Origin of the sequence: Bordetella muralis (genome assembly GCF_965139205.1) — a bacterium.
In the GTDB taxonomy this organism is placed as follows: Bacteria; Pseudomonadota; Gammaproteobacteria; order Burkholderiales; family Burkholderiaceae_B; genus Bordetella_A; species Bordetella_A muralis.
The window spans coordinates 240,347-264,479 of record NZ_CBCSIU010000002.1; the positions used below are offsets into that span (position 1 = coordinate 240,347).

A 24,133-nucleotide genomic window follows, 5' to 3' on the forward strand; every position below is an offset into this window, starting at 1 on the left:
GGGGCGTTTGCCTCAAGCGTGTTCAGTATCCGGCAATGCCGCAGGCGCCGGAACAGGTCTGGGGGAGTCGATTTGCGGCGGTTGACGCCGGGAGCGGAAACGACGCCAGCCATAATAGCCACCCGCGCCACCAAGTCCCAACAAGAGAATAGCCGCCAGGATGACCGTGGATAAAGGCCAACTGCTGGATTGCACAGGGAACTGCGTCGCGGGCGCCGCTGCGGACTGCACCATCGTGACATTGACGTTTTCGTACGACAGGCCTTCGACGCTGCGCATCACGAAATTCTTGATAATGGGTACTAACGTAGAAACATCTGTGCCGTCGCGATATTTGATAAACACAGAGGCGCTTGACGGGCGCGTATCCGTGGCCAGCGGGTCGTTATTGGGCAGCACGACATGCACGCGCGCAATGATGACCCCGTCTATCTTGGACAGCGTACGTTCCAGTTCCTGCGAGGTACCGTAAATGAAGCGGACCCGCTCTTCGATAGGGGTCGAGATCAAGCCGTCTTTCTTGAACATGTCTCCCAATGTCTCGTAGCCGGGTTCAGGCAGTCCATTGGCACGCAGAATAGCCAGCGCCCGCCCCATGTCGCTGCTGTCTACCGACACGGTCCACGTCTTGGCATCCGGACTGCTCTTTTGGGCGTCTACCTGCGCCTGCAGCAGTACCTCCAGCATGGCATTGGCAGCTGACTCCGACAGTTGGTTGTAGATAGGCTCTTTGCATCCCGTCAGAAACAGCGCCAACAGTCCTACCCACAGCCAGCGTGGCAGGAAAAGGAATCTTCCAGTCGTACGCATAAAAACTCGCTACTCGTTCTTCAAAAGGGTTTGCAGACTTTTGTTGCTGCTTTTGGTCATGCCCGAGGACAGCGAAATTTTCATGTGCGCGATGGATGCATCCATGGTCAATTTGGCGAAGGCTTCGAAGTGCGCCGCCGGAGACATGGAGTGGCCATGTTCCAGGACGTTGACCATGTTGTTCTGCATCGCCTGGAACTCCTCCTGCTGCGCTTTGACGGCGTGCGAGACCCGGTCAAGCAGATTCGACTCTCCCGCTGACTCACTTTTGCTGCTTTTCATGAGTTCGCCGAACTTTTGGCTCAGTTCGGGAGAAACCTCAGGGGTGATGTGTTTCTTGGTCATATCGACGGCTGACTTTCCCAGCGCGTCAACAGGTGAAACAGGAGGAATGAGTGGCATGGTTCAACGTTCCTAGGTTCAGCAAACCAGGCCAGGCACGTGGTGATGCCGGGCAACCGGTTCGGATGCGTCTTCTTTGGAAAGTCCGCGCAAGGGCTGTCCCGACCTTTTGGCAAGGGTGTCGATAATCCCACGCGAGATGGCGTTGCTGTCAGGCAAGGCCAACGCTTCTTCGGCGCAGGTTTCCCACATGCCGTCTTGCTGGATATACATGCACAAGGCCAGCATGGCCTTGATCATGGCGTTGTCCGGATTCTTCGTCTCGACCCGGTCCAGCAGCGAACGGGCCTCGGCATAATCGCGTGATACCAGCATGTTGCGCGCCTGTGCCACGGCAATTTCCGGCCTGTCGGGGGCCGCAGCGGCCATGACGGCCAGTATCTTGGCCGTGTCATCAGTAGCGCCGTATTTGTCCGATAGCAGATGTATGGCTGCGATGACGCGCATGCAGTCCTTGGGCAGGGAAGGGGGTGCCATGGTTTGGCTCCTATATTGTTTGGCTTTCTGGCATGAGTGCGAGACAGAAACGCTGACCAGCGAATTCCTTCAAGCGGCGCAGTCTCCGCGGACCGGCGACTGCGCCAGGGAGCGCGTGAAACTCAGCCCGCGGCTTCCTTGATCGCATCTGCGCCGGCGTTCGCAGCCTTGGTCTGCGCCGACATCATTTGCTGGGCCATGTGGATGGTCGACATGGCTTGTTGCGCCTGCATGGCGATGCCGTTTTGCTGAGCTGCAGCGTCGGTCGTCATTGCCGCCATGGAGGCTTGTGAAGCGATGCTCTTGTTGATCGATTCGCTCAGATTGCCTAAGACGTTGTCGGTCGAGTTGTTCATTGAAGTACCGGCGGTTTTTTCCGCAGTACGGCCTACCGCAGCTGTCGATGCAGCATTTGTGATACCAGACGTAGCGGTGGAGGCTATGCCGCCTACCGCGCTCAGAGGATTAATCATAGAAACTCCTAATACGAAGAGAACAAAGCGTCAGTCGTGTAATTCCCGTATGTCCTGGATCTGGACGTCGGACAGACTGACATGTCCGGGGAGACAATGCAGGACTTAGAGCGTAAGCTCCCGTCCATGAAGCGCATGCCAGGCCGAGACAATGCTGCGAGTCGAGGCAGAAAACGCGTCGGCAAGCAAGCCGGCGAACTGACCCTGTTCAAAATCCGTTTGACGAGCCCGTTCGCCGCGCATATGCAACTCCGCGTTGGAAAAGTAGTGGTGCAGAGCGCGCGCTTTATCACCATTGACATCCTGGCGCAGGGTCTCTTCCAGGTTGTCGATGGCGGTACTCAGCGTTTTGTCGGGAAGCGGAAAATTCAGGCTCATGGAGCATCTCCAGGTTGGGAGGGCAGTCGCGTGTCGGCGTTCTGCCCAGGCAAGTCATGATCGGTTTGATCGGGGCCATTGGTATCGCGGCCGTTGTTGCTCAACACAATGTACTTAGACCCGTCCATGCCTTCGACGATATTGACGCCGTCTTGGGTGCTCCATACGGAACGGCTAGCAGGCAGGGGCGTTTTCTTGGTCGCGGAATTTTCGAGGCGGGTGTCGACGCGTTGGACAAATGGGCCCAGATCCGCTGCCACACGCGCCACGGCGGCCCGGACTTTATCGGGATGCTCGACCGTGGCCGAGAATTCGAATATCCCTTGGCCCTGATAATGAACCCTCGCGTCGCTGATCCCTACGCTGTTGGCGATGGCCTGGGCGACCTCGGTGGCGACGGTAATTTGCTCCTTCAGCCGCAGATGCGGCGGCTGGTGCGCAATCGCGTCGGCGACACGGGCGGCCTGCGCGGGATCGTCGACCATGCCGCGCACCGTCAGCACGTCATCGTTGACGCTCACATGCAGGCGATGCGGCGCTACCTCGTCCAGCACGCGCTGTAATAGCGGACGCTGTTGCGCTGCCGTTACCGGGGCTGGTCGCTGGGCGTTGGTGCCAGTGGACATCAACCAGCCGGACGAGACGAGTGCAAGCATGATCAGGCCTCCCAGCGAAAGGCGCCAATGCGTGATCCACGAAGTACGCCGGACCGCGCGCCACACCGCAAAAACACCGCCGCGGGCGATCGCGTCCTCGACGCTTTTCTGTACCGCGAAGAGCGCCGTCGCATCCGGCCACGACTCGTAGGCCGACCCCACGCAGAGGGCGACGTCCAGGAACTCGACAGGCTGATAATCATGCAAGTCGAGATGCTTTTCCGGCGCCTCGTCCCAGTGCAGCGTGACGGATCCTTCGGCCTGCACATCCATGACCAGCGCCGCGAAACGCCAGTCGCTGATCGAGATATCTGCATCATGCGCTCCGCTCAATGAATAACGACCCGGCATCAAATCTAACGAGGCACCGGCATGTGTGCCGGACAGGATGCGAAGTTGTTTCATGTATGGCGAAGCAGACATGAATCAATACCCTTGTACGAGGCAACGAGGCGACACCATCAAATCCTGGGCGCGGCAGATCACACGTAAGCTGCCGTCATTGGGATGCGTCGTGGCGACCTGGGGCTGGCGGTTCTCACCCACCTTGATGATTTTCGGTGTGAGCATGAAGAGGCGGACTTCATGCGAACTTGAGCCTCGTTTGGTACGGAACAATGCGCCCAACAAAGGGACCCGGGCAATCCAGGGCAATCCGCTGTAGTCGTCTGATGTCTGGTCTACGGAAATGCCGCCAATGAGCAGGCTTTCGCCTTCACGCATGGTGGCGTCGGTGTTGATCTCGGTTTGTCTGACAATTGGAATATCGTCGACAGTCTGGTTCTCAAATCCGCCATCCTGAATCGAAAGGGAGAGACGCACTTCATTGTGCGAGTTATAGGCAACGATCTGTGGAATCACGGAAAGTTGCGTGCCCGTTTGTATTTGGTACAAACTGGTATCCAGATTGCCCGCTACCCGCACGGATGCTGTCCGCTGGTGTTTCATGACTGCGGGGTGATTCACGACACCGACGACCTGCGGCCGAGCCACGATACGGGCGCGCCCGACGCCTTCCAATGCCTGGATCTCATTCAGGAATTGATGGGATGCTCCGCCTATCAGCGTGCTGACGTTGTAGCTTGAGTCGGTCTGACCCAATGAACCGCCCGAGCTGCCATTACCCGTCGAAGCAGAGAAGCGCGTCGTACCATTCTCGCTATACTGCCAATTCACGCCCAGGCGATTGAAATCACTGGCGCTGATATCGATGATGGTGGCTTCGATTTCCACCAGATTCTGGGCCTTGTCGAGCTCCTTCACCAACCGTCTGTACTCAGGCATCCGGTCTGGGAGCCCGCGCACAATAATAGAGTTGGTCGACTTCTCTGCCTGGAAAAAGGGGCGATCGGCGTCGAAATTCTCTACTGGCACGCTTGACTGCAGCGCCGTGGCCTCGTGGCCTCCGTGTGCATCCCGGGCGCGATTGTGCTCGGTGGCAGCGGGTTCCGGCGATACCTGCATGCCATAGTTGTATTGCAGGGATTTCATGCGCCCTGCAATTTCCTTCGAGAAAGAGTCATGACTTGGCGCATCGCTGTCTTCGCTATCGTCTTTGTTGCCGAACAGGCGGTTCAGCGTACGGGCCAGGCCGGGAATGGTGGCATTGCCAAATGTTCGGTCTGCGGCAACGGCATAACGCAGTTTGATGACAGCAATCGAGGTTCCCAGGCGGTCATGGTTGTCTCGCTCGAGCTCTTGCAGCACGGTCGTCACCAATTGAATATGGCGCGGAGGCCCGTAGGCAAGCAAGGTCTGCGTCTTATCGTCAAAACGCAAGGGAAAGCGCGGATCGCCAAGCCCCAGCGACCGCAACATTTGACCGACCTGTGTTCGCGTATAACCGCGCATGCGAAAGACCTTGCTTTCCATGGCGCTGGACGGATAGAAAAAGATCGTCGTCCCGTCGTAATACCAGATAATGCCGTAGGCTTTTGATATAGCAGTTAGAAACTCTTGGGGCGCTGTATCGAATTTGGCGCTGACGGTGCCGGTGACTCCTGCATCCACCACGATGGGGATATTTTCGGTCGACGCAAAATCCCGCAACACGTCGCCCAGCGGCTTATCGTTGGCTTGATAAACGAAACGGGCGTTGTGAAAGAGCGGAGCCGCTTCGGCCGAAGGGCTGGATACGATGCCAACCGCAAATATCATGGCAAGGCATAGCGAGGCAGTCTTTCTAAGGTAGGTAGAGCAGCGGCTCAGGTGCATTGCGTTTCGGCGATGATCAGTAGGGTTAAGTGATTCGCGCAGAATAGAAGGCCGGAATTGGACGCACAGTGACGAGACGAAGTGGCTGACCTCGCAACGAAATTCTGTAGGGTTCGGCCGGCAGACATGCCGCGTCACACGGCAATAGGTTCGCATCTTCTGACAATGTTTCGGCTATGCCGTTTGGTCAGATGCTGTTGTGCGTGAATATTCGTCGCAGTGATTGTGCTTGCCACGCGCAGCTGAATCCAAACGGCGCACACCGATTCGTGCGCTCAGCCTTGTCTTAATCTGGAGAGTGACGATGAACGTTTCGGGAATAGCCAATCCCATGGCCATGTTGAGTACGATCGGCTCCGTGGGTGGATCGCAGGGAACGCAGGGCGCCAGCGGCATGAATCTGCAGTCCGCCTCGGGCGCGATCGCAGGCCACATGCGTGAAACCGGCAAAGATGCCGTCGATATGAATGACTTATATAAGATGGCCTCGGACAGCAGCTTGCCCGAGACGGTTCGCGATGCCGCGAAGTTCATGCTGCAGAATCCCGATCAATATTCCCAGCTGGAAACCCATGACGTGGCTGGCGTGGATGGCAAGTCGGGTGTCGGGAACTTTGATGCGGCCGCACAGGGTTTAATTGGTGGCAGTGGCGGTAACGGCATAGGCCAACAGTCTGGCATGGGTATGGGCCAGCCGCAGGGTGTGGGCGGCTTTGGCAGCCCGAGCGGATTCGGCTCAGGCATCGATCAAGGTCAGGGAATGACGCCACAGTCTGCCGCAGGTGCGCTTGCTGGCTATATGAACCAGCACGACATTTCCAGCATGGATCCCAATGAACTGTACAAATTGGCCATGAATAAGGATGGCAATGTGCCGCCGATGGTGCAGGAGGCAGCCAGGACTATGCTGGCCAATCCGGAAGCGCTGCAAAACATGGCCGGTGCAGATGGCAAGCTCGGCGCCGAGGAGGCGGGCAACGCCGCACAAGGTTTGGCGGGCAACTCCGTCACTGGCGCCGATAATAAGCTGAACCACGAGGAGTTCGCTGAAGGATCAGGCGTCGGTGAGCAATTGGCGGGAAAGGGCTGGTTTGGTGACGCCTTGGCTGGGATGATGATCCGTGATCTCAACAACAATCCGGACAAGATGCAGAATTTCGTGGATCGCAACGCCACCACGAATTCGGTCACGACCCAGAATTCATAATCTGACACGCCACCTTGTGGCAAGAAACACCCCGGGGTACGGGATACCTGACCGATACCGTGGGGTGTTTTGCATTCTGCCGCAGACATTGCACACAAGTAATGTCATCTGCGGAAAAATGCTTTAGCCGGCTTTTTTCGCAGCACGAAGATGCATTTCGCATCTGCGCAGAGTAGCGTGTACGCCGATCGTTATTGTTGTGGCTCGTTGGTGATTGCGAGTGTCTTCAATGTCCACAATAGTAGCCTTGGCGCAAACACGGGGTTTGCATCGCATGGAAAGCAGGCTGGCCCGCATGGGGTTGGCCGTGTGCATGGCGCTGCTGGGCGCATGCAGTACGCAAACGCCGCTGGCGCCGATCGATGCGCATATCTTGAAAACGCCATTCGATGCGCAATTCGCCTCGAGTCAGATGCAACCCGGCTCCTCTCGAGTTGATGGCCAAGCATCGGCACGTGCGCCAAATGGAACGATGGTCAGTTGCGCGGGAGCCCCTGCGGTTCTGGTGCCGGTGACGGAATACGCTACCGAACGGTTCAATGCCATTTACGGCAGTGCGCCAGGCCAAGGCCAGGTGCGCAGACTGGCGGGCAAGGTAGCGGCTGAGAAACCGACCCAGTTCTACCCCGATCTGCCGGAGTACAAGACTTTCTCTCGAGACACCTTGTGCGACGCCTCCGGTCGCTTTGAATTCCTCGACGTTAAACGGGGCCTGTACTACTTGTTCACCATGGTGGTGTGGCAAGAGTCCCCCTTCGACGGCATGCTGTATGCAACACAGCTGAACGTGCATGACGATGGTCGTGTCCCTGTCGTCTTCGGTGAATACGATTGAGGTCATTCGTTTCCTGGACGTCGAGATCTTTGTACGAGACATACGATGTACACGGAACTATTTTCCTTCATTGCCGTTGCCGTTGCCGAGGATGAAGCATCCCTGCAGGTGGCGGGGCTGGTGGCAAGCGGCCGCTTCCGCGATGCCGTGGCTATTGCCGAAGAAATGCTGGATGATCGCATACGTGTCATCACGGGTCCGGATGCCCAGGCCGGGCTGCTGGCCCGTCTGGCAGGAGATCTCATGCTGGCGCTGGGGCGCCTGGAGGACGCGGAGGAAACGTATCGCATCGCGGTCAAACATGCGGGTGAGCGCCGAGGCGCGGTACGCATTGCATCATGCCGCAGCTCAGGCTTTCTCAATCTGTATCAGCAACGATTTTCCAACGCGATGGCGTGCTTTGAACGCATCGAGGCCGATGATGCCGCCACGGTCCATGATCGTGTCGAGGCCATCTGCGCGCTGAGTATGATATGGCTCTCCCTCGGAGATAGCAGCGCGGCGCAGGTCATGCTCAGGCGTGCAGAAGCACAGGTGGAAAATGTCCAGGACGCGACACTGCGCGGACTGGTGGCGTTGATGCATATCGAACGCCAGGTTCGCAGCGAAGTGCGTAGCCATGAATTGTTGGACGATCATATCCTTTGGCATGACGAGAGCAGAGAGATTTCGGAAACGCCTCCCACGCCGCTAAAAATGTGTCCCGGTCACCCTTGGCTGGCGCTGCGTTGCACATATTTGATGAACTTGCGCGCTTATATTCGAGGCGATGTATCGGTACAGGACAACCTGTCGGCCTACTTGAGCGATCTGGATAAATCGGGCTGCCACACGTTGGAGTCACAGTCGCGGCTGGATTGCGCCTTGGCCGGATTGGCGCAACGGCAGGTGCCTTTCGTCAGGCAGGTACTGGAGCCCCTGAGCCGCAATCGAGAGCGGCGCCGTTTACGTGGGTGGAATCTGGAACTGCTTTATTGCCGCGCCAAGATGGAGATACTTTCGGGCCGTTATGACGCGGCCATCGTGCATTACCAGAAATATGCGCGGGCTTCGATGGAAATCTCGCGCCATATATCTCGTTCGGACCATCGAAACGATTCTGCCATGGACCCGGCCACCGATGATGTGCTGGTGCGCCTGCCGGCGAAGTATCGCCGTGCGTATCGCTATATGTGCGACAACCTGGATAGCGCTGGCCTGAGTGTGCGTGAGATCGCCGAACAGATCGGCGTAACAGAGCGTGCCTTGCAGTCTGCGTTCAAGACCTATCTGGGCATGACGCCAGGCGAGGTATTGCAACGTTGCCGGATGGAGCGGATACGCGCCGACTTGCTGCGCGATGACGCCACCGGCACCAGCGTGCTGGCTACCGCGGCGCGTTGGGGCATACGCAATCGCTCAACGCTAATGACGTCCTATAGGAAGTTCTTCCAGGAGACGCCCACACAGACAATAGCCCGCAAGGAGAGCGCGGTTGAGAAAACCTCGGTGGCATAAGGTTGCTGTCCTTTTTGCTGGCTGCATTGGTGTTCTCGTGTTGGCGCCAACCGTGTCCGCCCAGGGCGTGTTGACGCTCGCTCCTGAGCCTCCCGCGGGCCGCACGCAGTCGCGGGGCATGCTGGTGGTGGAAGCCGCCGACCTTCACGCTGTCCAGACCGTCGGTGGCGGCGCCTTGGTATTGGCAGTTCCAGCGCCGGGCAAGGCAAGCCGAGTGGCCGGAAATGGCGCGGTATACGACGCCTTGATCCAGCGCGCGGCCGAACGTTATGGGATGGATGCCGACCTTTTGCATGCGGTCATCAGGGTTGAATCGAACTACGATCCCCAGGCCATTTCCCCCAAGGGGGCAATCGGCCTGATGCAGATCATGCCTGCCACAGGCATGGATCTCGGTTTCTCGAATCCTCAACACGATTTGTTGATCCCCGCCAACAATATTGACGCAGGGGCCAGGCAATTGGCGTGGTTGATGCGGCGCTTTGACGGTGATCTGCAATTGGCGCTGGCAGCCTATAACGCCGGGGCGGGCGCAGTTTCGCGCTACAAAGGGGCGCTGCCCAATTATCCGGAAACGCGAAAATATGTCAGCTCGGTATTGGCGTGGTACCAAGGCAGCGATGCAGGCTCAGCGCAGCTCGAGGCGAGATAGTCTCGCTTTTAAGTACGGCTTTTCGTGCGTCCGGAGCACCTGGACGGCAGGGCGGCCTAAGCTGAATGTTGAATCCTTGCCAGGCAATTTTTTCCATGTCCGAGAAGACTGAAGAGCCAACACCGCATAAATTGCGGGAAGCGCGTAAAGAAGGGCAAGTGGCGCGCAGCCAGGACCTGGCCATGGTCGGCTCGATGGGGGCAGGACTGTTGGCGCTGCTGGTCTCAGGCGGCCATATTGCCGAGCGTCTGCGCGCGGCATTCTCGGCAGCGTTAAAGCCTGCGGGCGACTTGTCCGGAGAAAACGCGGATGTGGTGCTGTACAACGCCATACTGGATATGCTGTGGCAAAGTGCGGTGGCCTTGCTTCCAGTCGTCGCCGCCGCCTCGCTCGGAGCCGTCATTGCCGTAGCCATGCAAGTGGGCTTGCAGATCACGCCCAAGGCCATGCTGCCCAAGTTCGAACAAGTCAATCCCGCTCAGGGCCTGAAACGCGTGTTCTCGATGCGTTCGCTGCTTCAATTATTGATGATGGTGATCAAGGCGTTGGTTGTGGGCATGGTGGTCTACCAATTCATCACCAGTGTGCTTCCCTTGGTGTCGGGTGCTATTTATCAATCGCCGGTCAGCGTAGGCATCATCGGATGGGAGGTGATCATCAAGATGTTGTTGTTCGTGCTGGGCGCGTTCTTGTTGCTGGCAGCAGTCGACTATCTCATTCAACGCAAACTGTTCATAAAGGGCCAGCGTATGTCCAAGGATGAGGTCAAGCGGGAATTCAAAGGCCAGGAAGGCGACCCGGAGATCAAGGGAAAACGCCGCGAGTTGGGCATGGAGCTGGCTCAGTCCGACTCAGGCCGATCGGTTGCTCAGTCCAACGTGCTTGTCGTCAATCCCACGCACTATGCCGTGGGGATACGCTATCGTGAAGACGAGGCGGGTGTTCCCGTGGTGTTGGTCAAGGGGGTGGATGAGGCCGCGCTGTACTTGCGCGGACTCGCGACCCAGATGGGGGTGCCCATATTTGAAAACCCGCCTCTGGCGCGCGCTTTACATGAGGTGCCCGTTGATCACGCTGTACCGGAGCGTTTGTTCGAAGCCGTTGCGCTCGTCTTGAAATGGGTCGACGAGATCGGTCAGAATCCGGCGCAACCGGAGAACGCGGCATGAGTACAAGTGCGAAGCCCGGTGGTATGAGGTCAGTAAAGTTCAAACTGGGCGGTGACGCTGCACTGATCGCTCTTCTGGTGGCAACGTTATCGCTGTTCATTCTGCCGCTGCCCACGTTCCTCATCGATATCCTGATCGGCATGAACCTCGCCATCAGTGTTCTGCTGCTGATGGTGACGATGTATATTCCGTCTGCGGTGTCGTTGACGTCGTTTCCGTCTTTATTGTTGTTCACCACGATTTTTCGTCTTTCGTTGAACATTGCTTCGACAAAGGCGATCTTGTTGCACGCCGATGCAGGGCACATCATTTCCGCCTTCGGTAACCTGGTGGTGGGCGGCAATCTGATTGTCGGGTTCGTGGTATTCCTGATTATCACTGTGGTTCAGTTCATCGTTATCGCGAAGGGCTCGGAGCGCGTTGCGGAGGTTGGCGCCCGCTTTACATTGGATGCCATGCCAGGCAAGCAGATGAGTATTGACGCCGACCTGCGAGCGGGGCACCTGAGCGCGGATCAGGCAAGAAAACGACGTGGACTGCTGGCCCTGGAGAGCCAGTTGCACGGTGGCATGGATGGCGCGATGAAGTTTGTCAAAGGCGACGCCATCGCTGGCCTCATCATTACCCTCATCAATCTCGTGGCTGGTATTGCGCTGGGCGTGACCTATCACGGCATGTCCGCTGGTGAGTCGGCCAATCTCTTCGCCGTACTGTCCATCGGCGACGCCATGGTTTCCCAGGTGCCGTCCCTGCTGATTTGCGTAGCCGCGGGGGTGATGATCACGCGGGTGGCCGAAGAGGACGAGCAAAGGCGCTCCTTGGGCGACGATATTGTTGTCCAGCTCACGCGAAGCTGGCGCGCACTTTATGCCGCCGCGTTGTTCCTGATCGGTTTTGCGCTGGTTCCAGGTTTTCCCTGGTATGTATTCCTGATTCTGGCCGCGGTGTTGGTGGTGTCTGCGCGCCATCTGCAGTTGCGCCAAAGACGCGGCGATGCCGATGGGGAAGATCCATTCAAAGGGTTCCGCAGAGATGGTGACAGCAAGCGCTCGGAAAAACCGGTCATTGAATCTCAGGCTGCCGCCTTTACTGCGCCATTGGCGGTAGCGGTGTCTCAATCCCTGTCACAGTCGCTACGCATCGAGATGCTCAATACGTCGTTCGATAGGGAGCGGAAGACCTTGCAGGAAAGCCTCGGGCTACCTTTCCCGGGCATCCGCCTATGGTGGCGCGATACCCTGGATGACCTGGATTATGAGGTATTGCTGCACGATGTCCCCTATAGTCGGGGACGTCTGTCTCAGCTCGAGGGCGAGCACCAGCAAACGCATGAGGAGGAAATCGCTCGCCATGCCATTCGGGCCTTGCATGACCAGGCACACCAGTTCCTGGGCATACAAGAAGTGCAGTGGATGCTGGAGCGTGTCGCCAAGGAGTATCCCGGACTGGTGGTAGAAATCCAGAAAGTCATTACCCCCCAGCGAATCGCCGAAGTACTCAGGCGCCTTCTGGAAGAGCATGTTCCCATTCGCAATATGCGCGCCATATGCGAAAGTTTGGTGGTATGGGGGCCGAAAGAGAAAGATCCGTTAATGCTCACGGAATATGTGCGCGGAGATCTGGGCCGATATCTTGGCTATCGGGCTACCGAGGGCACGGGGGAAGTGTCCGCGGTGTTGCTGGAGCCCTCCATCGAGAAACTCATCCGTGAAGCCATCAAGCCCACGCCAGCGGGGAATTATCTGGCGCTGGCGCCGGAATATGTCCTGGCCATCGCAGAGCGGGTGCACAACCTCGTGGGCGAGAAACCCCAAGCCAGAGTCATCATGCTGACCTCGATGGACATCCGGCGATACGTACGCAGGATTGTCGAGCAACAGGTTCGCTGGTTGGCGGTCTATTCGTTCCAGGAGTTGGGTGACCAGGTCAAGGTCGTGCCTTTGGGGCATGTCACGCTGTGAACCAGGAGCTTTCATGAGCCATCGTACGCATCCCGTCCCTTATCGTTCACTGACCGTACATCGCACACCACAAGACAAACCCGCAGCGCCACAGCCCGCGGCATCGCGCTTTGCGCAGTTGCTGGAGCAAAGCGGCAGGTCCGGCGACGCTGAGGACTGGCTGACGGAGAACGGCGGCGAGGCGGCCGGAAACGGCGAGGGCGGGATTTCCGGGAAAGTGAAGGATCCATCTGACGCGTCCAATTCGCAATCGGACGGGCAGCAGGGAGAAAGTGAGCAGGATGACGGCGGCGCGTCGCAACAGGAACAAGCATCGTATCAATACGAACGCATGGCGGAATTCAAGCGCCAGACCTTGTCCGCGCTATCCAGAGCGGCATTGACCGAACGGTCGGCCCCCGCCGCGGCAATGGCAGCACCGGTCGCAGCGGTGCCCGCCAGCATCAAGGCCATCGCTGAGACCGTGTCGCGATTCTGCAGGGATTCGGCCATGCATGGAGAAGGCTGGCAGATTCGCCTGCCTCTACGAAATGACATTTTGGCCGATACGGTATTGGAAATGGGGATTTCGGCGCAGTGTCTGCGCCTTCGCTTCCTGTCTTCGGAGCAGTCGTCACAGCGTTTAATTTACACGCATCAGCAGTCCTTGCGCGAACTGCTGGGGACAGCGCTGGAAGACCGCTACGAGATCGCCATCGAGCTGGACTGGACGGCTTCTTGAATGTGTTTCCCATGGATACGAGTCTGCCCTCCGTTTCGTTGAACCTGGCGCCGCTGTTGTCGCATTGCAAACCAGCCATGGTGCAGAGCGGAAAGCTTTTTCACGATGCTCGCCTGTATGGACTGTGGCAAGACATCATCGCGGCGTCAGGAATGCAATGCACATTGACGCCGCTGGCGGATCGCGTAAAGCCAGTCGCGTTCCATGGTATCTATCGCGTGGACTGTGTTTGTGATCAGGGAGACATCGTCCTGGCGCTGGCTTGCGACGATGTAGTGTTCGGCGCGTTGGCGCAGCAACAAAGCGACGATCCCTTGCACATCATGGCGCTGGAAGTCGTGTTTGCTGATGTCGCGCGCGCGATGGGACAGCATGCCTTGTCCGGCTTTCGGATACGGTCGCTACAAATTCTACCTGCCGAGATGATGCCGGGCGCAGGATGGTATGCGTTACGCGAATCAACGAGGGAATTGGCGCGGCTCGCCTTGCTGGAAATAGCGCCTGATGTTCTTGGCGCCTTACTCGAAAAAAGGGCCTTGCAGCCTGAATTCAAGTTTTTACGATCGATGCTCCAGGTGCCGCTGATGGTGATACTGCATCAACGAAGCATGAGCTTGGACGCATTGCGCAGGTTGTCCGTGGGCGATGTGGTCTTGCTCGGGGAGCAGGTATCGCCGGATGCACCGTTCCCGGCGCGAATACATGCCCAGGGGGTAGGGCGAGCGCTCATGGCGTCAGCCTCTATTGCCTCGGACCAGATCACATTGATGGGAGCGTTCAGCACGATGGAAGATGAAGAGATCATGGCCGCCGCCGATGGTCAGCCGCCAGATTATGCACCCGGGACTAGTATTGATGCGCTGGACATACCCGTGCATTTCGAAATCGAGACCATCTCGATTTCCTTGTCCGAGCTCGAGTCCATACAACCCGGCTACGTTATTGAGTTGGGTTCGCCCTTGACGCAGGCCCGCTTGCGCCTGGTGGCGTGTGGAACGGTAATTGGCGACGCGGAATTGGTCGCGGTGGGCAGCCGACTCGGCGCCCGCATTGTACGCATGGTACCTGGCAATGACGCAGACAACCTCGCTCGGTGATCTCTTTCCGCTCCTGGTCCTGGTCCTTGCGGTTGGCCTGCTGCCGTTCGTGGCCGTCATGGTGACCTCCTATACCAAGATCGTGGTCGTGCTGGGTTTGCTGAGAAACGCGTTGGGGGTGCAGCAAGTTCCTCCCACCATGGTGTTGAACGGCATTGCGATCATTATTTCGATCTACATCATGGCACCCGTGGGCATGGCGGCTTATGACAAGGTCACAGCTGATGGGCTGGAAACCAACAGCGTCGAGCAGATGACACAAATCGCCAAAGCACTGGCCGATCCGGTACGCGATTTTCTGGAGAAGCACGCGCAGCTGCGCGAACGTGAGTTCTTCGTCAAATCCGCGTCAGCCGTCTGGCCACCGGAGCGAGCCCAGGGGGTACGATCGGATGACCTCATCATCCTGGCGCCGGCCTTTACTCTGACGGAGTTGACCGAGGCGTTTCGCACGGGATTTCTGGTTTACCTGGCCTTTATCGTGGTGGACCTGGTCGTTGCCAACATCTTGCTTGCAATGGGCTTGTCACAGGTCACGCCCACGCAGATCTCAATCCCGCTGAAACTGCTGCTATTCGTCGTGCTGGACGGGTGGTCCGTGCTGGTGCACGGTCTGGTGCTGGGGTACCGATGATGATACGAAAGGGCCGTTGACGTGGATTACGACACGATTTTGCAACTCAGCATGCAGGCCATGTTGCTCTGCTTGAAAGTCTCACTTCCTGTAGTCGCAGTCGCTGCGCTGGTAGGGTTGCTGATTTCCTTCCTGCAGGCGATTACTTCACTTCAGGATCAAACCATTTCTCAGAGCATCAAGCTCGTCGCGGTCGTTGTCGTGCTGCTGGTGTCCGCGCCATGGGGAGCATCGGCGCTGATGGGCTTTGCACGCCAAGCGATGACCGCAGCGGTGCAATGAAACCTCGACGACCAACAGGCACAAGGAGAAAATGACATGGCGCTATCACGCATACACGGCATGCATCCCGGACATATGGTGCAGGGCACGTCGAATCCCGCCGCCCATGCTGCGCACACCGGCCATTCCGTAGTACCTATCGCGGCCGCGCATCAAAACGAACATGCGACATCCAATTTCCGCGGTGAACGCAGCATCATGACCCGAAATGGCATGTTTCCCCTGAAGGGGATGGGAAAGGGCGCCAAGGGGGTAAAAGACAGCGGAAAAGGCGGAAAGGCACGGCGGATGCGTGGCAAGCACGGGCCGGCGCACGATCAACTGGAGGCAGCGGTCTCCGAGGAAACCCAAGTCAGTATCGAACAGGCCATGACGATGGACATGGAGTCCAACAGCGAACAAAGGCAGGATCAAGGAGGCCGTCGACACGACACTAGCGTAGGGCACAAGGGCGACGTATCCAGCCAGCGTGACAACCGAGCCGTTCCTGTACCCGCGGCGCTGCGTTATGTCAGGTCGATTTGCGAATTGACAGCAGCTTGGCGCGAAGGGGACAAAACGGGCGCGGCCTTATTAAAGGCCATGCAGGATCTATTGTCCGGTGCTTCGCAGAATGCCATGCCGGCGCTCGATAGCGGCGGTTTGCGGCGTGTACGCTCGCACTTGTACGCGCGCGCCAAACCTTCGGCCAACCCCGCGCTCAATCAATTGTTGCCCTTACTGCTGCTGAATCTGCAACGGCCACGCCCGCCTGAGCAGCGCCAAACGGCGCACGTGCGCCTCTCTTTACTGTTGCGCGATGGGGGACCACGATGAGCGAGGACGATCAAGCAGCAGTTGCAGCGTCCGATGAGCAAGAATTCGAAGAGGTCTACACATCTCAAGGTTACGATCGATACTGCGAGCTGGTGGGACAGCTGTGCGAAATCGCTGACATTCCGGATGCTCAGAACGTCATTGCACGCAAGCATCTGGAAATGCATGGATTCGACATCGTCGTTGAGCATATGGAAGAAGACGTCGACGCGATGTATCTACAGTTTGACTTCGGCGCGACCACGCAGGGCCGGACGCTTCGGATCTTCAGGTTGATGCTGGAATCAAATTATCTGATCTATGCGCAGGATCAAGCACAGCTCGGCTTGGATCCGGACAACGGCACTGTGCGTTTGATTGTGCGTGTTCCGATGACCGACGACATCGACGGCGCCTGGCTGTCGGAAACGGTGGAGCACTATGTTGAGCACGGCCGATATTGGCGAGAAAATCTGCTGGTAGCGCCCGAAGAGTTGTTCGAGGCGATTTCCGCAGGAGACTATCTCTGGCTGAAAATGTAGATGATTTTGCAATGTGATGGGATAGGCCATCACATTGCACCGCGCCAGGATCTTTCAGTTGATCCGAAGGCGTGTCTCTGATGGAGATTCCTTGTATACCTTGCGATAGCTGTTTGCCAGCGTGGAGCGGTGTCGTACGCCCCATTTGCTGGCCACGGCCAAGACATTGCCGCTGGCATCCTGTGTCAATAGATCCTGGTGTATGCGCTCCATGCGCAGTCGACGGATCAGCTCCATGGGGGTCATGCCCAGGCTGCTACGAAATGTCAGTTGCAGGGTGCGTTCTGTTACGCCGATCTGAGCCGCGACTTCCCTAACGGATAGATCGGGTTGTTGCAGGTTATCGACGATATAGCTGTAGGCGCGACGATACTTGCCGATAAGGCGGGAGGTGATGTCATCCGACATGGCCGACGGGACGGCGACACCGCTATGGGGAGCGACAGCAGCCGCGTCCGAGTCTGCTGCCCGTGCATGTTTCATCGCCAGCAGCGTATATCGTGTGTATGTCTCGGAGAATTCATGCCAACGGCCTTGCTTGCGCTTTAACGCGGCCAGAATGTACAGATAGTCCAGGTGCCAGTATGACGCACGGTCAAATGCCGACGCCTGTTCGACGTTTTCCAGTGTTTGTTCGCTGCGATTTGTCATGCCTGTGCACAGGGTGGCCATTGCTATGGTGAGCCGACGCGTGCGCAGGTATTTCAGCGAACGGTCACCCGTTCCTGTCGTGAGGGAGAGGGTGATATCGTCAGGTTCGCTGGTATGCCCCTGCATGAAATCTTCGACCCGACGAAAAAACTGTATGCATCCGTTGAGCAGCGAACAGCTGGTGATTGTCCCAGACGTATCCTCGGGGGCCAGCAGGTCTGGTGGCACGCGATGATCCATACTCCCCGATTGCCAAAAAACGTGGTCGGCCATGGCGGGATCAGTGCGCAAACGAAATAGCAATATCAGTTCGCGCTTCATTACCTGAACGAGCTCCTCGCTCAGGCGATTTCTGCGCCGCTGGGCTATGCCCTGCGCCACACCTAAATGTTCCCAGGCTGTCGTCAGGTTGCCAATGCAATAGGCCAGCATGGCCAGGGCGATGCGAGCCTCAAAAAGCTCGCCGTCACTGGTGTTTTCATGTTCGGCCAAGCGTTTGAACCCTTTGATTGCCGGATGGTAGCGATGCCTGGAGAAAGCCTGCCATGCGGCGTTGCGGCTGGACTTGCGTCGATAGCGCTCCCGGTCGTCATAAATATGCTTGAGCGCATGCCGATAGGATTGCTCTGCTTCTTCCGAGCGGCCAAGCACCATCAGTATGTCAGCATAGGCTTGGTAGAGGTCATAATTATTCGCCTCGGGATGGATGGCTTCGACAGCAGTGGCCAGCGATTTTTCCAATGCCTTGATGTCGCCATTACGCATCATGTCAATGTAGTGGGACGGCAGATCTTCAAGCGTGCTTAAAGACGCGACGATGAAATAGAGATCAGAATGCATGGGCTTCCCGTAATGTTGGCTGCAATTGGTCCCCACGACCCACGATATTTTTGTTGAACATATTTATGTTTTTGTTCAACATCATGGAGTCGCTGTCCAAGAGAACACCTGAGTCAGGAAGTTATTCCCTTACGCTTAAGAAAACTTTCGTGATTTACGTGTCGTAAGATTTGACATGCTTATGTTTCGATAACTGCGCGTGCTTGGCATGCTGAGCCAGCAGGCTTACGAGGTACTGAACCAGATGCGCCGGGAGCGCGGGGGTGGTTTGAGCCTTAAAAGCCTGCCTGTACGTGCTGTCGCACACGTCCAGCATTTTCAGTACCTCGGCTCCCTTGGGGTCCGCCAACAACTGTGTATGCAGTTCGTTGAATGTGGCGTCGTCAAGGTGACCCTCTAGATAGGCAGTCAACAAGTCCTGGTCGATTTTCATGAATTATAGGGGCCCCCCTCCCTCCAGAAAGAACCGCTATTTGGTTGGTACGTCTTTGCGTGACCTCCAGCCACTCTAAGCGCATTGCCGTTGTCAGGTATGCGGTTATCCGAAACAACGGACAGCATCACGCAAGGTCTTCTACGGCCGGGCAGCAAGCGGGCCATGTCCTTTGCTTCGTGCATGCGCCTTGCACTAGCGGTGCTGTGGTCCGGGGGTCGCAATGCTGTATTCGTTTGCTCATACATTCTTGCGCTATCCAGTCATGTTCGGGTGTGCAGATATGCGAAGTTCCTCCGTTATACAGATATATCCGAATGGCATTCTGTTGTTCTATATGGTTAAGTTTCCTTAATAATTGTTGGATGGTGCGGGCGCTTCTACAAGTTTCTGTCATGCCTGGTGCTCATACTCCAACAAGCTTGGCAAATAGTTGCAAGCACACCATGAAATGTAGGGAGTCGATATGCCAAGCGCTGAAAAAGGGGATGGCGTTAAACATCAACCCCAGGTAGGACACAGGGGAAGTACGACACGGTCGCGGCAAAAAGCGTGCACGCTGAGGCACGTTCCTGATGCCTGCCAAGTCATGCCGCAGCCGCCGTTTCGCGCTGAACTGGTTTTATGTAATGAGGAAGGCATAGCGAGCCTCTTGCCGGCCCTGTTGCCCCGTTTGTGGAAGTTCGCTTTACGCCTTACGGGTAGCCATCTCGATGCGGAAGAATTGGTGCAATGTACCTGTGTGCGAGCGCTGGAATATGCCCATCAATGGGAGCTCGGATCATCGGCGTTGAGCTGGGCGTTCTCCATCATGCACTCCACTTGGCTCAATGAGGTGCGAGCTCGCAGGCTTTACAACCGCGTTCATATCGCTTGGGAGGATGATCTGCTGCAACGTATTCCCGATCCCGCTGCGGCTAATCAGGAAACGAGGCGTATGTGTGCAGATATCCTGACGGCCGTATCGCGTTTGCCGGAGCCTCAACGCGATGCCATCGTTGTCATTTGTGCGGAAGGGATGAGCTACCGCGAGGCAGCCCAAATACTTGGGGTACCGATTGGCACCGTCATGAGCAGGGTGTCCAGGGCTCGTGCATCCGTGGCGGCCATGCTGCTGGGAGAGTCCGCCACGGACAATAATGAGCCCGTTGCCGTCTAGCTAAGCACTTTCATGTTGTTCTCTTTGCTGCTGGGACGTGGATGCTGCAGCTGGCCTGACGGCAGGCGTAATAAGTCCCTGGGTGGGGCGGGGAGGACCGCTTCCCCAATCGCCTTCTCCTTCGCCTACATCTCTCTGATAGGCTTCCCTTCTGTCTCTGAGCATGGGATCGTTCTGTATGCGGTCGAAATTTCCATGTGAAATCGCGTCGGAGATCCCGGCGAACTTTTTCGCGTCATACTTTGCCAACTCGTCGAAGATGACGTAGAACGGAGACAGTATCTTGGTATTGATGACGTAAGCCATTTCGCCATGCGCCTTGATGCCAGGAGCGAGCGTGTCCGAGCCGTACAGAAAGCGCTTTCGATGCTTTTGCAGCAAGAACAGCCAGTTATTGTGTTTGTCTGACTCGTTTCCAAGGTTCGAGGCCATTTCAAGGAACGCCTCTCGCGCCTGCGGTATCGCGAATTCCCTTTCCACTGTCTTTTGGAACTGCGCAAGCACTTCCAGGTGAAGCCTGGCGACGTTGTTTGCCTCCTCTCGTCGATCGGAAATATCCTGGCGCAGGCCCAGCGTCAAGTCGTCCCGGCTGATGTCATCCGTCTTGTCGGATGCGCCGCCCAGTTTGGCGAACGAGCGATAGGTTTTCAGCAAGTCTTGCAAGCCCTCGGTGATTCCTGGGGCAGACTTGTCCACACCTCGATGATTGATCAGGTCGTAGGTGTTTTCGTACATATGGTGGGCGACATAATCCCACGATAAATCGATATTCAGTTCAAAAAGTTTCTTTTCATTGTGCAAGTCACCCGCAAGATCACGGCGGTCCAGCAAGGTATCTATCTCCTTGGCGACACCCGCCGGCTCTTTCTTGGTGACGCTTTGACCAAGAGCGTGCGCATAGATCAGCGACATTTTCCGAGGGGGAACATTTTCATTTCCCCGCTTCAGTAATAGCGGATCCGACACATTCTCTTGGGCGATTTTGACCAAATCGTTGATGGCATCCGTGACCCGGGAATAGTTGCTCCATTTGTCACGTCTGGTCTCGCCCAAATCCATATGCAGGAGGAAAGCGAGGCCGGCGTTCATGGCCGCCGTGAGGGTCTTCAAATCCGTGGCGCGAGGGATCTGGCCCAGTAAGCGAGGTGTGAGTTTGCCCACGCCTTCCTTGTATAGCGTCGTTTCTCCCATGACGGAGATCGGCACACCCGCGTTGGCAAAAGCTTTGGTCAAATGCCTGATCTCGCGCTTGGCGGAGTTGGCATCCGTTGGATCCGGGCCTGTGGTCGTGGGACGAATCGAACCTGCCGGATTTTCCGCCAGGTGTCTTAACACAGCATCTTCCTCAACTGCCAACGTAAGAACGCGTGTGCGGGTCTCGTGATCCAGTTGCAGCCACTGTTGTGCCAGGCTGTAGTCACGGTTCATGTAGTCCATCAGCCGTCGCACCACAGAGTAGTATTTTTTCTCACTCGAGGAATTGGGAAGCTGGTGCGGAATCGCGGCGTTGAGCTGTTCCGTAACGCCGTTGGCCAGATTGAACAGATGTTGACGCGCCATGCTGGTAATGACGCCGTTGTAGTTGGTCAAGTGGGCGTGTACGTCTTTTTGTTCGTGCAAGGGCACGCCACGTATCGGCAACTCTACCACTATGCTCGATGCGGTCATCCGCTCTTCATAGTCGGCCAGGTTGGCCTTCTTGTGTTCTTCCAGGTCTTTCTGCAGGTTATGGATAAGATCGCCGGCAAGCTGAGAGACGTTTCCATCTTTAGCCGCGTTCAGGTGCCCCAACGCGGTTTTCACAAACTCATTGCTCAGCAATTTCTGGAAAGATTGCAATTGATCGGCATTGGCCAGACGTGTATTTTCTGCGTCAGAAGGTTTGAAATCTTTGTCGGCAATGCGTTGCAGGACTTCGTCGCGCAAGGTATCCAGAGGAATTTGTCCGTTTCTCAGGTTATTCAGGAAATTCGATCTGGCATCTCTGAGGGCCGCTTTGTCGTCTTTTGCTTTGTCAATGCGCTCAAGATGATCTGCAAGTGATCGTACCTGAAGCAGCGACGCATCATGCGAGTCGGTGTTGCCGGATGCCGGCGGCCCGTCAGGATGCGCCTGGTTGAGCGTAGCCTGCAGCAGCATTAACTTGACCGCGGTCGGCGCACGTGCCGTTTTTTCCAGATCGCCCTTGAACTTTTTGGCGAGCAATTCGCTAATAGCGTCGTTGATGCTGGTTATCGTGCTGGTTTGGCCAGGATGAGCTCGAGAGAGTTCGTCCAGCCGTCGGGCGCTATTTAATACTTCTTGATGGATGCCGGTAACGCCGAGAATCTTCTCCAGCTTGGCGTACGCGTCGTTTGGAGAGCCCCCTGAGACTTTGTTGAAACTGACCAAAATGTCGGCGGCGCGATCCGCGATTTCGAGACGATCGGTTTTTCGTACCGCAGCAAGTAATGGAAAAACTTTCGCTACGATGTCCGGGATACGATGGTCAGGAAAGTCGCTCAGATCTCCTGTGTTGCTTTGCGTCTGGTTGAGTTGTATCAATGCCTGCCGCAACTTCGATTGTGTCGCACGCAAGTATTCGGCGATGGAACTCACCTCCGGATACAACGCCCCGTTTCCTTTTTCCAGATAGTTGGTCTGTGCAATGGCCGCCGAGTCGGCCGCATTAGTGAGACTGCTAGAGATATCGCGTATTGCGGCGCTGGCAATGGGATTCCCAGGATTCTGGCGCGGGTGCGATAGTCCCTCGATTTCCTCGCCGAGTTTGTACAAGTGATCCTTGAGCCTCGCGATGTCGTCTATGTCGCCTTGCCGGAAAGATTCGCCGGTCAAGACGCGTACGTAAGCCTCATGGCGCTGGCGCTCGGGGTCGCCTGCCGGGGCATTTTCCAGATCAACGTTGGCTTGATCCAGAAGCATGCGAACATTGGATTTTGACGTTTCCCGTATGGTGTTGATCAGAACATTATTTTCGGGGATCTTGAAGTTCGGCATATGCCGAGCTGGGTCAAAGGCCAGGCGGACTGCCACAGCCTGTGCTATGGCGATCATTGTCAGCAGGGCGCCATACCCTCCCAGTATTTGCTTAGCGGTGTTTCCCAACGCGTCACCGGCGTTATGAGCGGGATGCTCTGTCGCGGATTGGACAGCAAAAAACAGGGGCAACGCACCGATGATGGCACCTATCAGTGATGGCACATTCTCCAGCAACTTCATGGGCAACGTGGTGCGGTCTCGTCGGGCAATATGTTTTTGGGCATAAAGGCCGTTGCCAAGCGTACGAGTGTGCTCTGTTTCCGGAAGGTCTCGCGCGCTCATATTGTTGAGCTTTTGCGTGACATGTGCGCCAATCACAGCGGTAGCCTGCGTACCGATGGCCATAGTGCCAGCGCCAACGGCGCCACGGGCAAGCCGGCCCAGGGCACTGTTGACCAGTTCAGGATTCCGTGCCGCGAGCGCGAGTCCGCCTGCCGAATAGAATGTGAGGCCAAGCGCTGTCATCGCCAACTGATTGGCGATACGGTGATAGGGGCCGTCTTTTCCCAGCCGCAGAGAAATGTCGGCGCCTCCAAGCTTGCGAGACATCCATGGTTGTACATCGTTAAGCCCAGTCTTGCTGGCGACCGTGCCGATAACCGTAATGAGATTCTGTGTAAGCGAGGAGGCCCCCGCTTTGCCTGCCAACAGCGCGACTACGGCGGGCAGCGTGAAGTTCGTGATGCTGCCTATGAACTGGGCCGCGGCATTGGCGCCGAATATTCTCAGGCTTGGATCGACGGCATGGGCGCCTCCGGGTGCGCATTTCATGCGTATGTCCACGCTCGCCTCATGGAGCCAGTTGGCCAGGGAGTTCGCGAGATGGTCTTCTACTGCTCTTTCGCCTGGAAACGCGCGATATTGACGCTCTGCCTTCTGCAGCTCACTAAAAGCCTTTTTCGCCCGGTCGCTCAAGCCGTCGGGGGGCTTGGCCAAGTTCATGTGCTGGAGTTCAATATCTGCGCCACCATGGCCTGGCGCTCGTGGATTGGAGGCGAGCGTGGTGTTTGCGCTGGTTGCGCGCAGTGGTCTCGTACGAGATGGCAGTTCAGCTAACTGCCCCATGCGTTGTTGCGCAGGGGCAAGTTCTGGCGGCGTTTGAGAGGAAGAGGGGCGTACCTCGCGCGTTTCTCTTCCTGTGGTCGTATTGGTGACTGGCTTTTTTGGCGGGGTGTTGCTCGAAGACGCTCGCATGATGACTTCCCCTTT

The 24,133-nt window shown here is 56.9% G+C and carries 23 protein-coding genes; 13 read left to right on the forward strand and 10 right to left on the reverse strand.

Annotated elements, in window-relative coordinates; translation table 11 throughout:
- Positions 1 to 12: 12 nt before the first annotated feature.
- The 7 genes from sctJ to sctC all read right to left on the reverse strand — a co-directional run bounded on the left by sctJ (position 13) and on the right by sctC (position 5,353).
- Positions 13 to 810 (reverse strand): type III secretion system inner membrane ring lipoprotein SctJ, encoded by a 798-nt coding sequence (gene sctJ / locus ACNA0I_RS05520; protein ID WP_415805063.1) that lies wholly within the window; start codon positions 808 to 810, stop codon positions 13 to 15.
- Positions 811 to 819: 9 nt separating this feature from the next.
- Positions 820 to 1,212 carry a hypothetical protein gene (locus ACNA0I_RS05525; protein ID WP_415805064.1) on the reverse strand — a complete coding sequence of 131 codons (393 nt, stop codon included), beginning with the start codon at positions 1,210 to 1,212 and terminating at the stop codon, positions 820 to 822.
- An 18-nt stretch (positions 1,213 to 1,230) separates the two neighbouring features.
- Entirely contained in the window at positions 1,231 to 1,689 is a 459-nt protein-coding gene (locus ACNA0I_RS05530) for an HrpB1 family type III secretion system apparatus protein (RefSeq protein WP_415805065.1), read from the reverse strand.
- Positions 1,690 to 1,811: 122 nt separating this feature from the next.
- Positions 1,812 to 2,162 (reverse strand): hypothetical protein, encoded by a 351-nt coding sequence (locus ACNA0I_RS05535; protein ID WP_415805066.1) that lies wholly within the window; start codon positions 2,160 to 2,162, stop codon positions 1,812 to 1,814.
- A gap of 105 nt (positions 2,163 to 2,267) precedes the next feature.
- Complete coding sequence (locus ACNA0I_RS05540; RefSeq protein WP_415805067.1) at positions 2,268 to 2,540, reverse strand: hypothetical protein; 273 nt, start codon at positions 2,538 to 2,540, stop codon at positions 2,268 to 2,270.
- A complete protein-coding gene (locus tag ACNA0I_RS05545) occupies positions 2,537 to 3,619 on the reverse strand; it encodes a hypothetical protein (protein WP_415805068.1) in 1,083 nt (360 codons plus the stop codon). The genes ACNA0I_RS05540 and ACNA0I_RS05545 overlap by 4 nt, the downstream gene beginning before the upstream one ends.
- A 3-nt stretch (positions 3,620 to 3,622) precedes the next feature.
- Positions 3,623 to 5,353, reverse strand: a complete 1,731-nt coding sequence (gene sctC / locus ACNA0I_RS05550; RefSeq protein ID WP_415805069.1) for a type III secretion system outer membrane ring subunit SctC — start codon at positions 5,351 to 5,353, stop codon at positions 3,623 to 3,625.
- Between the two features lie 361 nt (positions 5,354 to 5,714).
- Between sctC and ACNA0I_RS05555 the strand changes: the two genes are divergently transcribed.
- The 12 genes from ACNA0I_RS05555 (at position 5,715) to ACNA0I_RS05610 (ending at position 16,802) form a co-directional block, all read left to right on the forward strand.
- Positions 5,715 to 6,617: a hypothetical protein gene (locus tag ACNA0I_RS05555; RefSeq protein ID WP_415805070.1), complete on the forward strand. Its 903-nt coding sequence runs from the start codon at positions 5,715 to 5,717 to the stop codon at positions 6,615 to 6,617.
- Positions 6,618 to 6,846: 229 nt separating this feature from the next.
- The gene (locus ACNA0I_RS05560; RefSeq protein WP_415805071.1) at positions 6,847 to 7,452 is read left to right on the forward strand and encodes a hypothetical protein; all 606 of its coding nucleotides are present in this window, start codon (positions 6,847 to 6,849) and stop codon (positions 7,450 to 7,452) included.
- Positions 7,453 to 7,497: 45 nt separating this feature from the next.
- Positions 7,498 to 8,949, forward strand: coding sequence for a helix-turn-helix domain-containing protein (locus ACNA0I_RS05565; protein WP_415805072.1), 1,452 nt, complete (start codon positions 7,498 to 7,500; stop codon positions 8,947 to 8,949).
- A 37-nt stretch (positions 8,950 to 8,986) separates the two neighbouring features.
- Entirely contained in the window at positions 8,987 to 9,601 is a 615-nt protein-coding gene (locus tag ACNA0I_RS05570) for a lytic transglycosylase domain-containing protein (protein ID WP_415805073.1), read from the forward strand.
- Between the two features lie 95 nt (positions 9,602 to 9,696).
- A complete protein-coding gene (gene sctU / locus ACNA0I_RS05575; RefSeq protein ID WP_415805074.1) occupies positions 9,697 to 10,770 on the forward strand; it encodes a type III secretion system export apparatus subunit SctU in 1,074 nt (357 codons plus the stop codon).
- Positions 10,767 to 12,731 (forward strand): FHIPEP family type III secretion protein, encoded by a 1,965-nt coding sequence (locus ACNA0I_RS05580; RefSeq protein WP_415805075.1) that lies wholly within the window; start codon positions 10,767 to 10,769, stop codon positions 12,729 to 12,731. Before sctU ends, ACNA0I_RS05580 begins: the two co-directional genes overlap by 4 nt.
- A gap of 13 nt (positions 12,732 to 12,744) precedes the next feature.
- Complete coding sequence (locus ACNA0I_RS05585) at positions 12,745 to 13,452, forward strand: type III secretion HpaP family protein (protein WP_415805076.1); 708 nt, start codon at positions 12,745 to 12,747, stop codon at positions 13,450 to 13,452.
- Between the two features lie 11 nt (positions 13,453 to 13,463).
- On the forward strand, positions 13,464 to 14,549 hold the full coding sequence (sctQ, locus tag ACNA0I_RS05590; protein ID WP_415805077.1) for a type III secretion system cytoplasmic ring protein SctQ: 1,086 nt from the start codon (positions 13,464 to 13,466) through the stop codon (positions 14,547 to 14,549).
- Positions 14,524 to 15,183: a type III secretion system export apparatus subunit SctR gene (gene sctR, locus ACNA0I_RS05595; RefSeq protein ID WP_415805078.1), complete on the forward strand. Its 660-nt coding sequence runs from the start codon at positions 14,524 to 14,526 to the stop codon at positions 15,181 to 15,183. Before sctQ ends, sctR begins: the two co-directional genes overlap by 26 nt.
- A 21-nt stretch (positions 15,184 to 15,204) precedes the next feature.
- On the forward strand, positions 15,205 to 15,465 hold the full coding sequence (gene sctS, locus ACNA0I_RS05600; RefSeq protein WP_415805079.1) for a type III secretion system export apparatus subunit SctS: 261 nt from the start codon (positions 15,205 to 15,207) through the stop codon (positions 15,463 to 15,465).
- 36 nt (positions 15,466 to 15,501) lie between these two features.
- On the forward strand, positions 15,502 to 16,281 hold the full coding sequence (locus ACNA0I_RS05605; RefSeq protein ID WP_415805080.1) for a hypothetical protein: 780 nt from the start codon (positions 15,502 to 15,504) through the stop codon (positions 16,279 to 16,281).
- Positions 16,278 to 16,802: a CesT family type III secretion system chaperone gene (locus ACNA0I_RS05610; RefSeq protein WP_415805081.1), complete on the forward strand. Its 525-nt coding sequence runs from the start codon at positions 16,278 to 16,280 to the stop codon at positions 16,800 to 16,802. The genes ACNA0I_RS05605 and ACNA0I_RS05610 overlap by 4 nt, the downstream gene beginning before the upstream one ends.
- 54 nt (positions 16,803 to 16,856) lie before the next feature.
- Here the strand turns inward: ACNA0I_RS05610 and ACNA0I_RS05615 are convergent, their stop codons facing one another.
- Both ACNA0I_RS05615 and ACNA0I_RS05620 read right to left on the reverse strand, forming a co-directional pair.
- Entirely contained in the window at positions 16,857 to 18,293 is a 1,437-nt protein-coding gene (locus ACNA0I_RS05615) for a helix-turn-helix domain-containing protein (protein ID WP_415805082.1), read from the reverse strand.
- Positions 18,294 to 18,447: 154 nt separating this feature from the next.
- A complete protein-coding gene (locus ACNA0I_RS05620) occupies positions 18,448 to 18,726 on the reverse strand; it encodes a hypothetical protein (protein ID WP_415805083.1) in 279 nt (92 codons plus the stop codon).
- 589 nt (positions 18,727 to 19,315) lie between these two features.
- Between ACNA0I_RS05620 and ACNA0I_RS05625 the strand changes: the two genes are divergently transcribed.
- Positions 19,316 to 19,885, forward strand: a complete 570-nt coding sequence (locus tag ACNA0I_RS05625) for an RNA polymerase sigma factor (RefSeq protein ID WP_415805084.1) — start codon at positions 19,316 to 19,318, stop codon at positions 19,883 to 19,885.
- Here the strand turns inward: ACNA0I_RS05625 and ACNA0I_RS05630 are convergent, their stop codons facing one another.
- Positions 19,886 to 24,118, reverse strand: coding sequence for a hypothetical protein (locus ACNA0I_RS05630; protein WP_415805085.1), 4,233 nt, complete (start codon positions 24,116 to 24,118; stop codon positions 19,886 to 19,888).
- Positions 24,119 to 24,133: the final 15 nt, after the last annotated feature.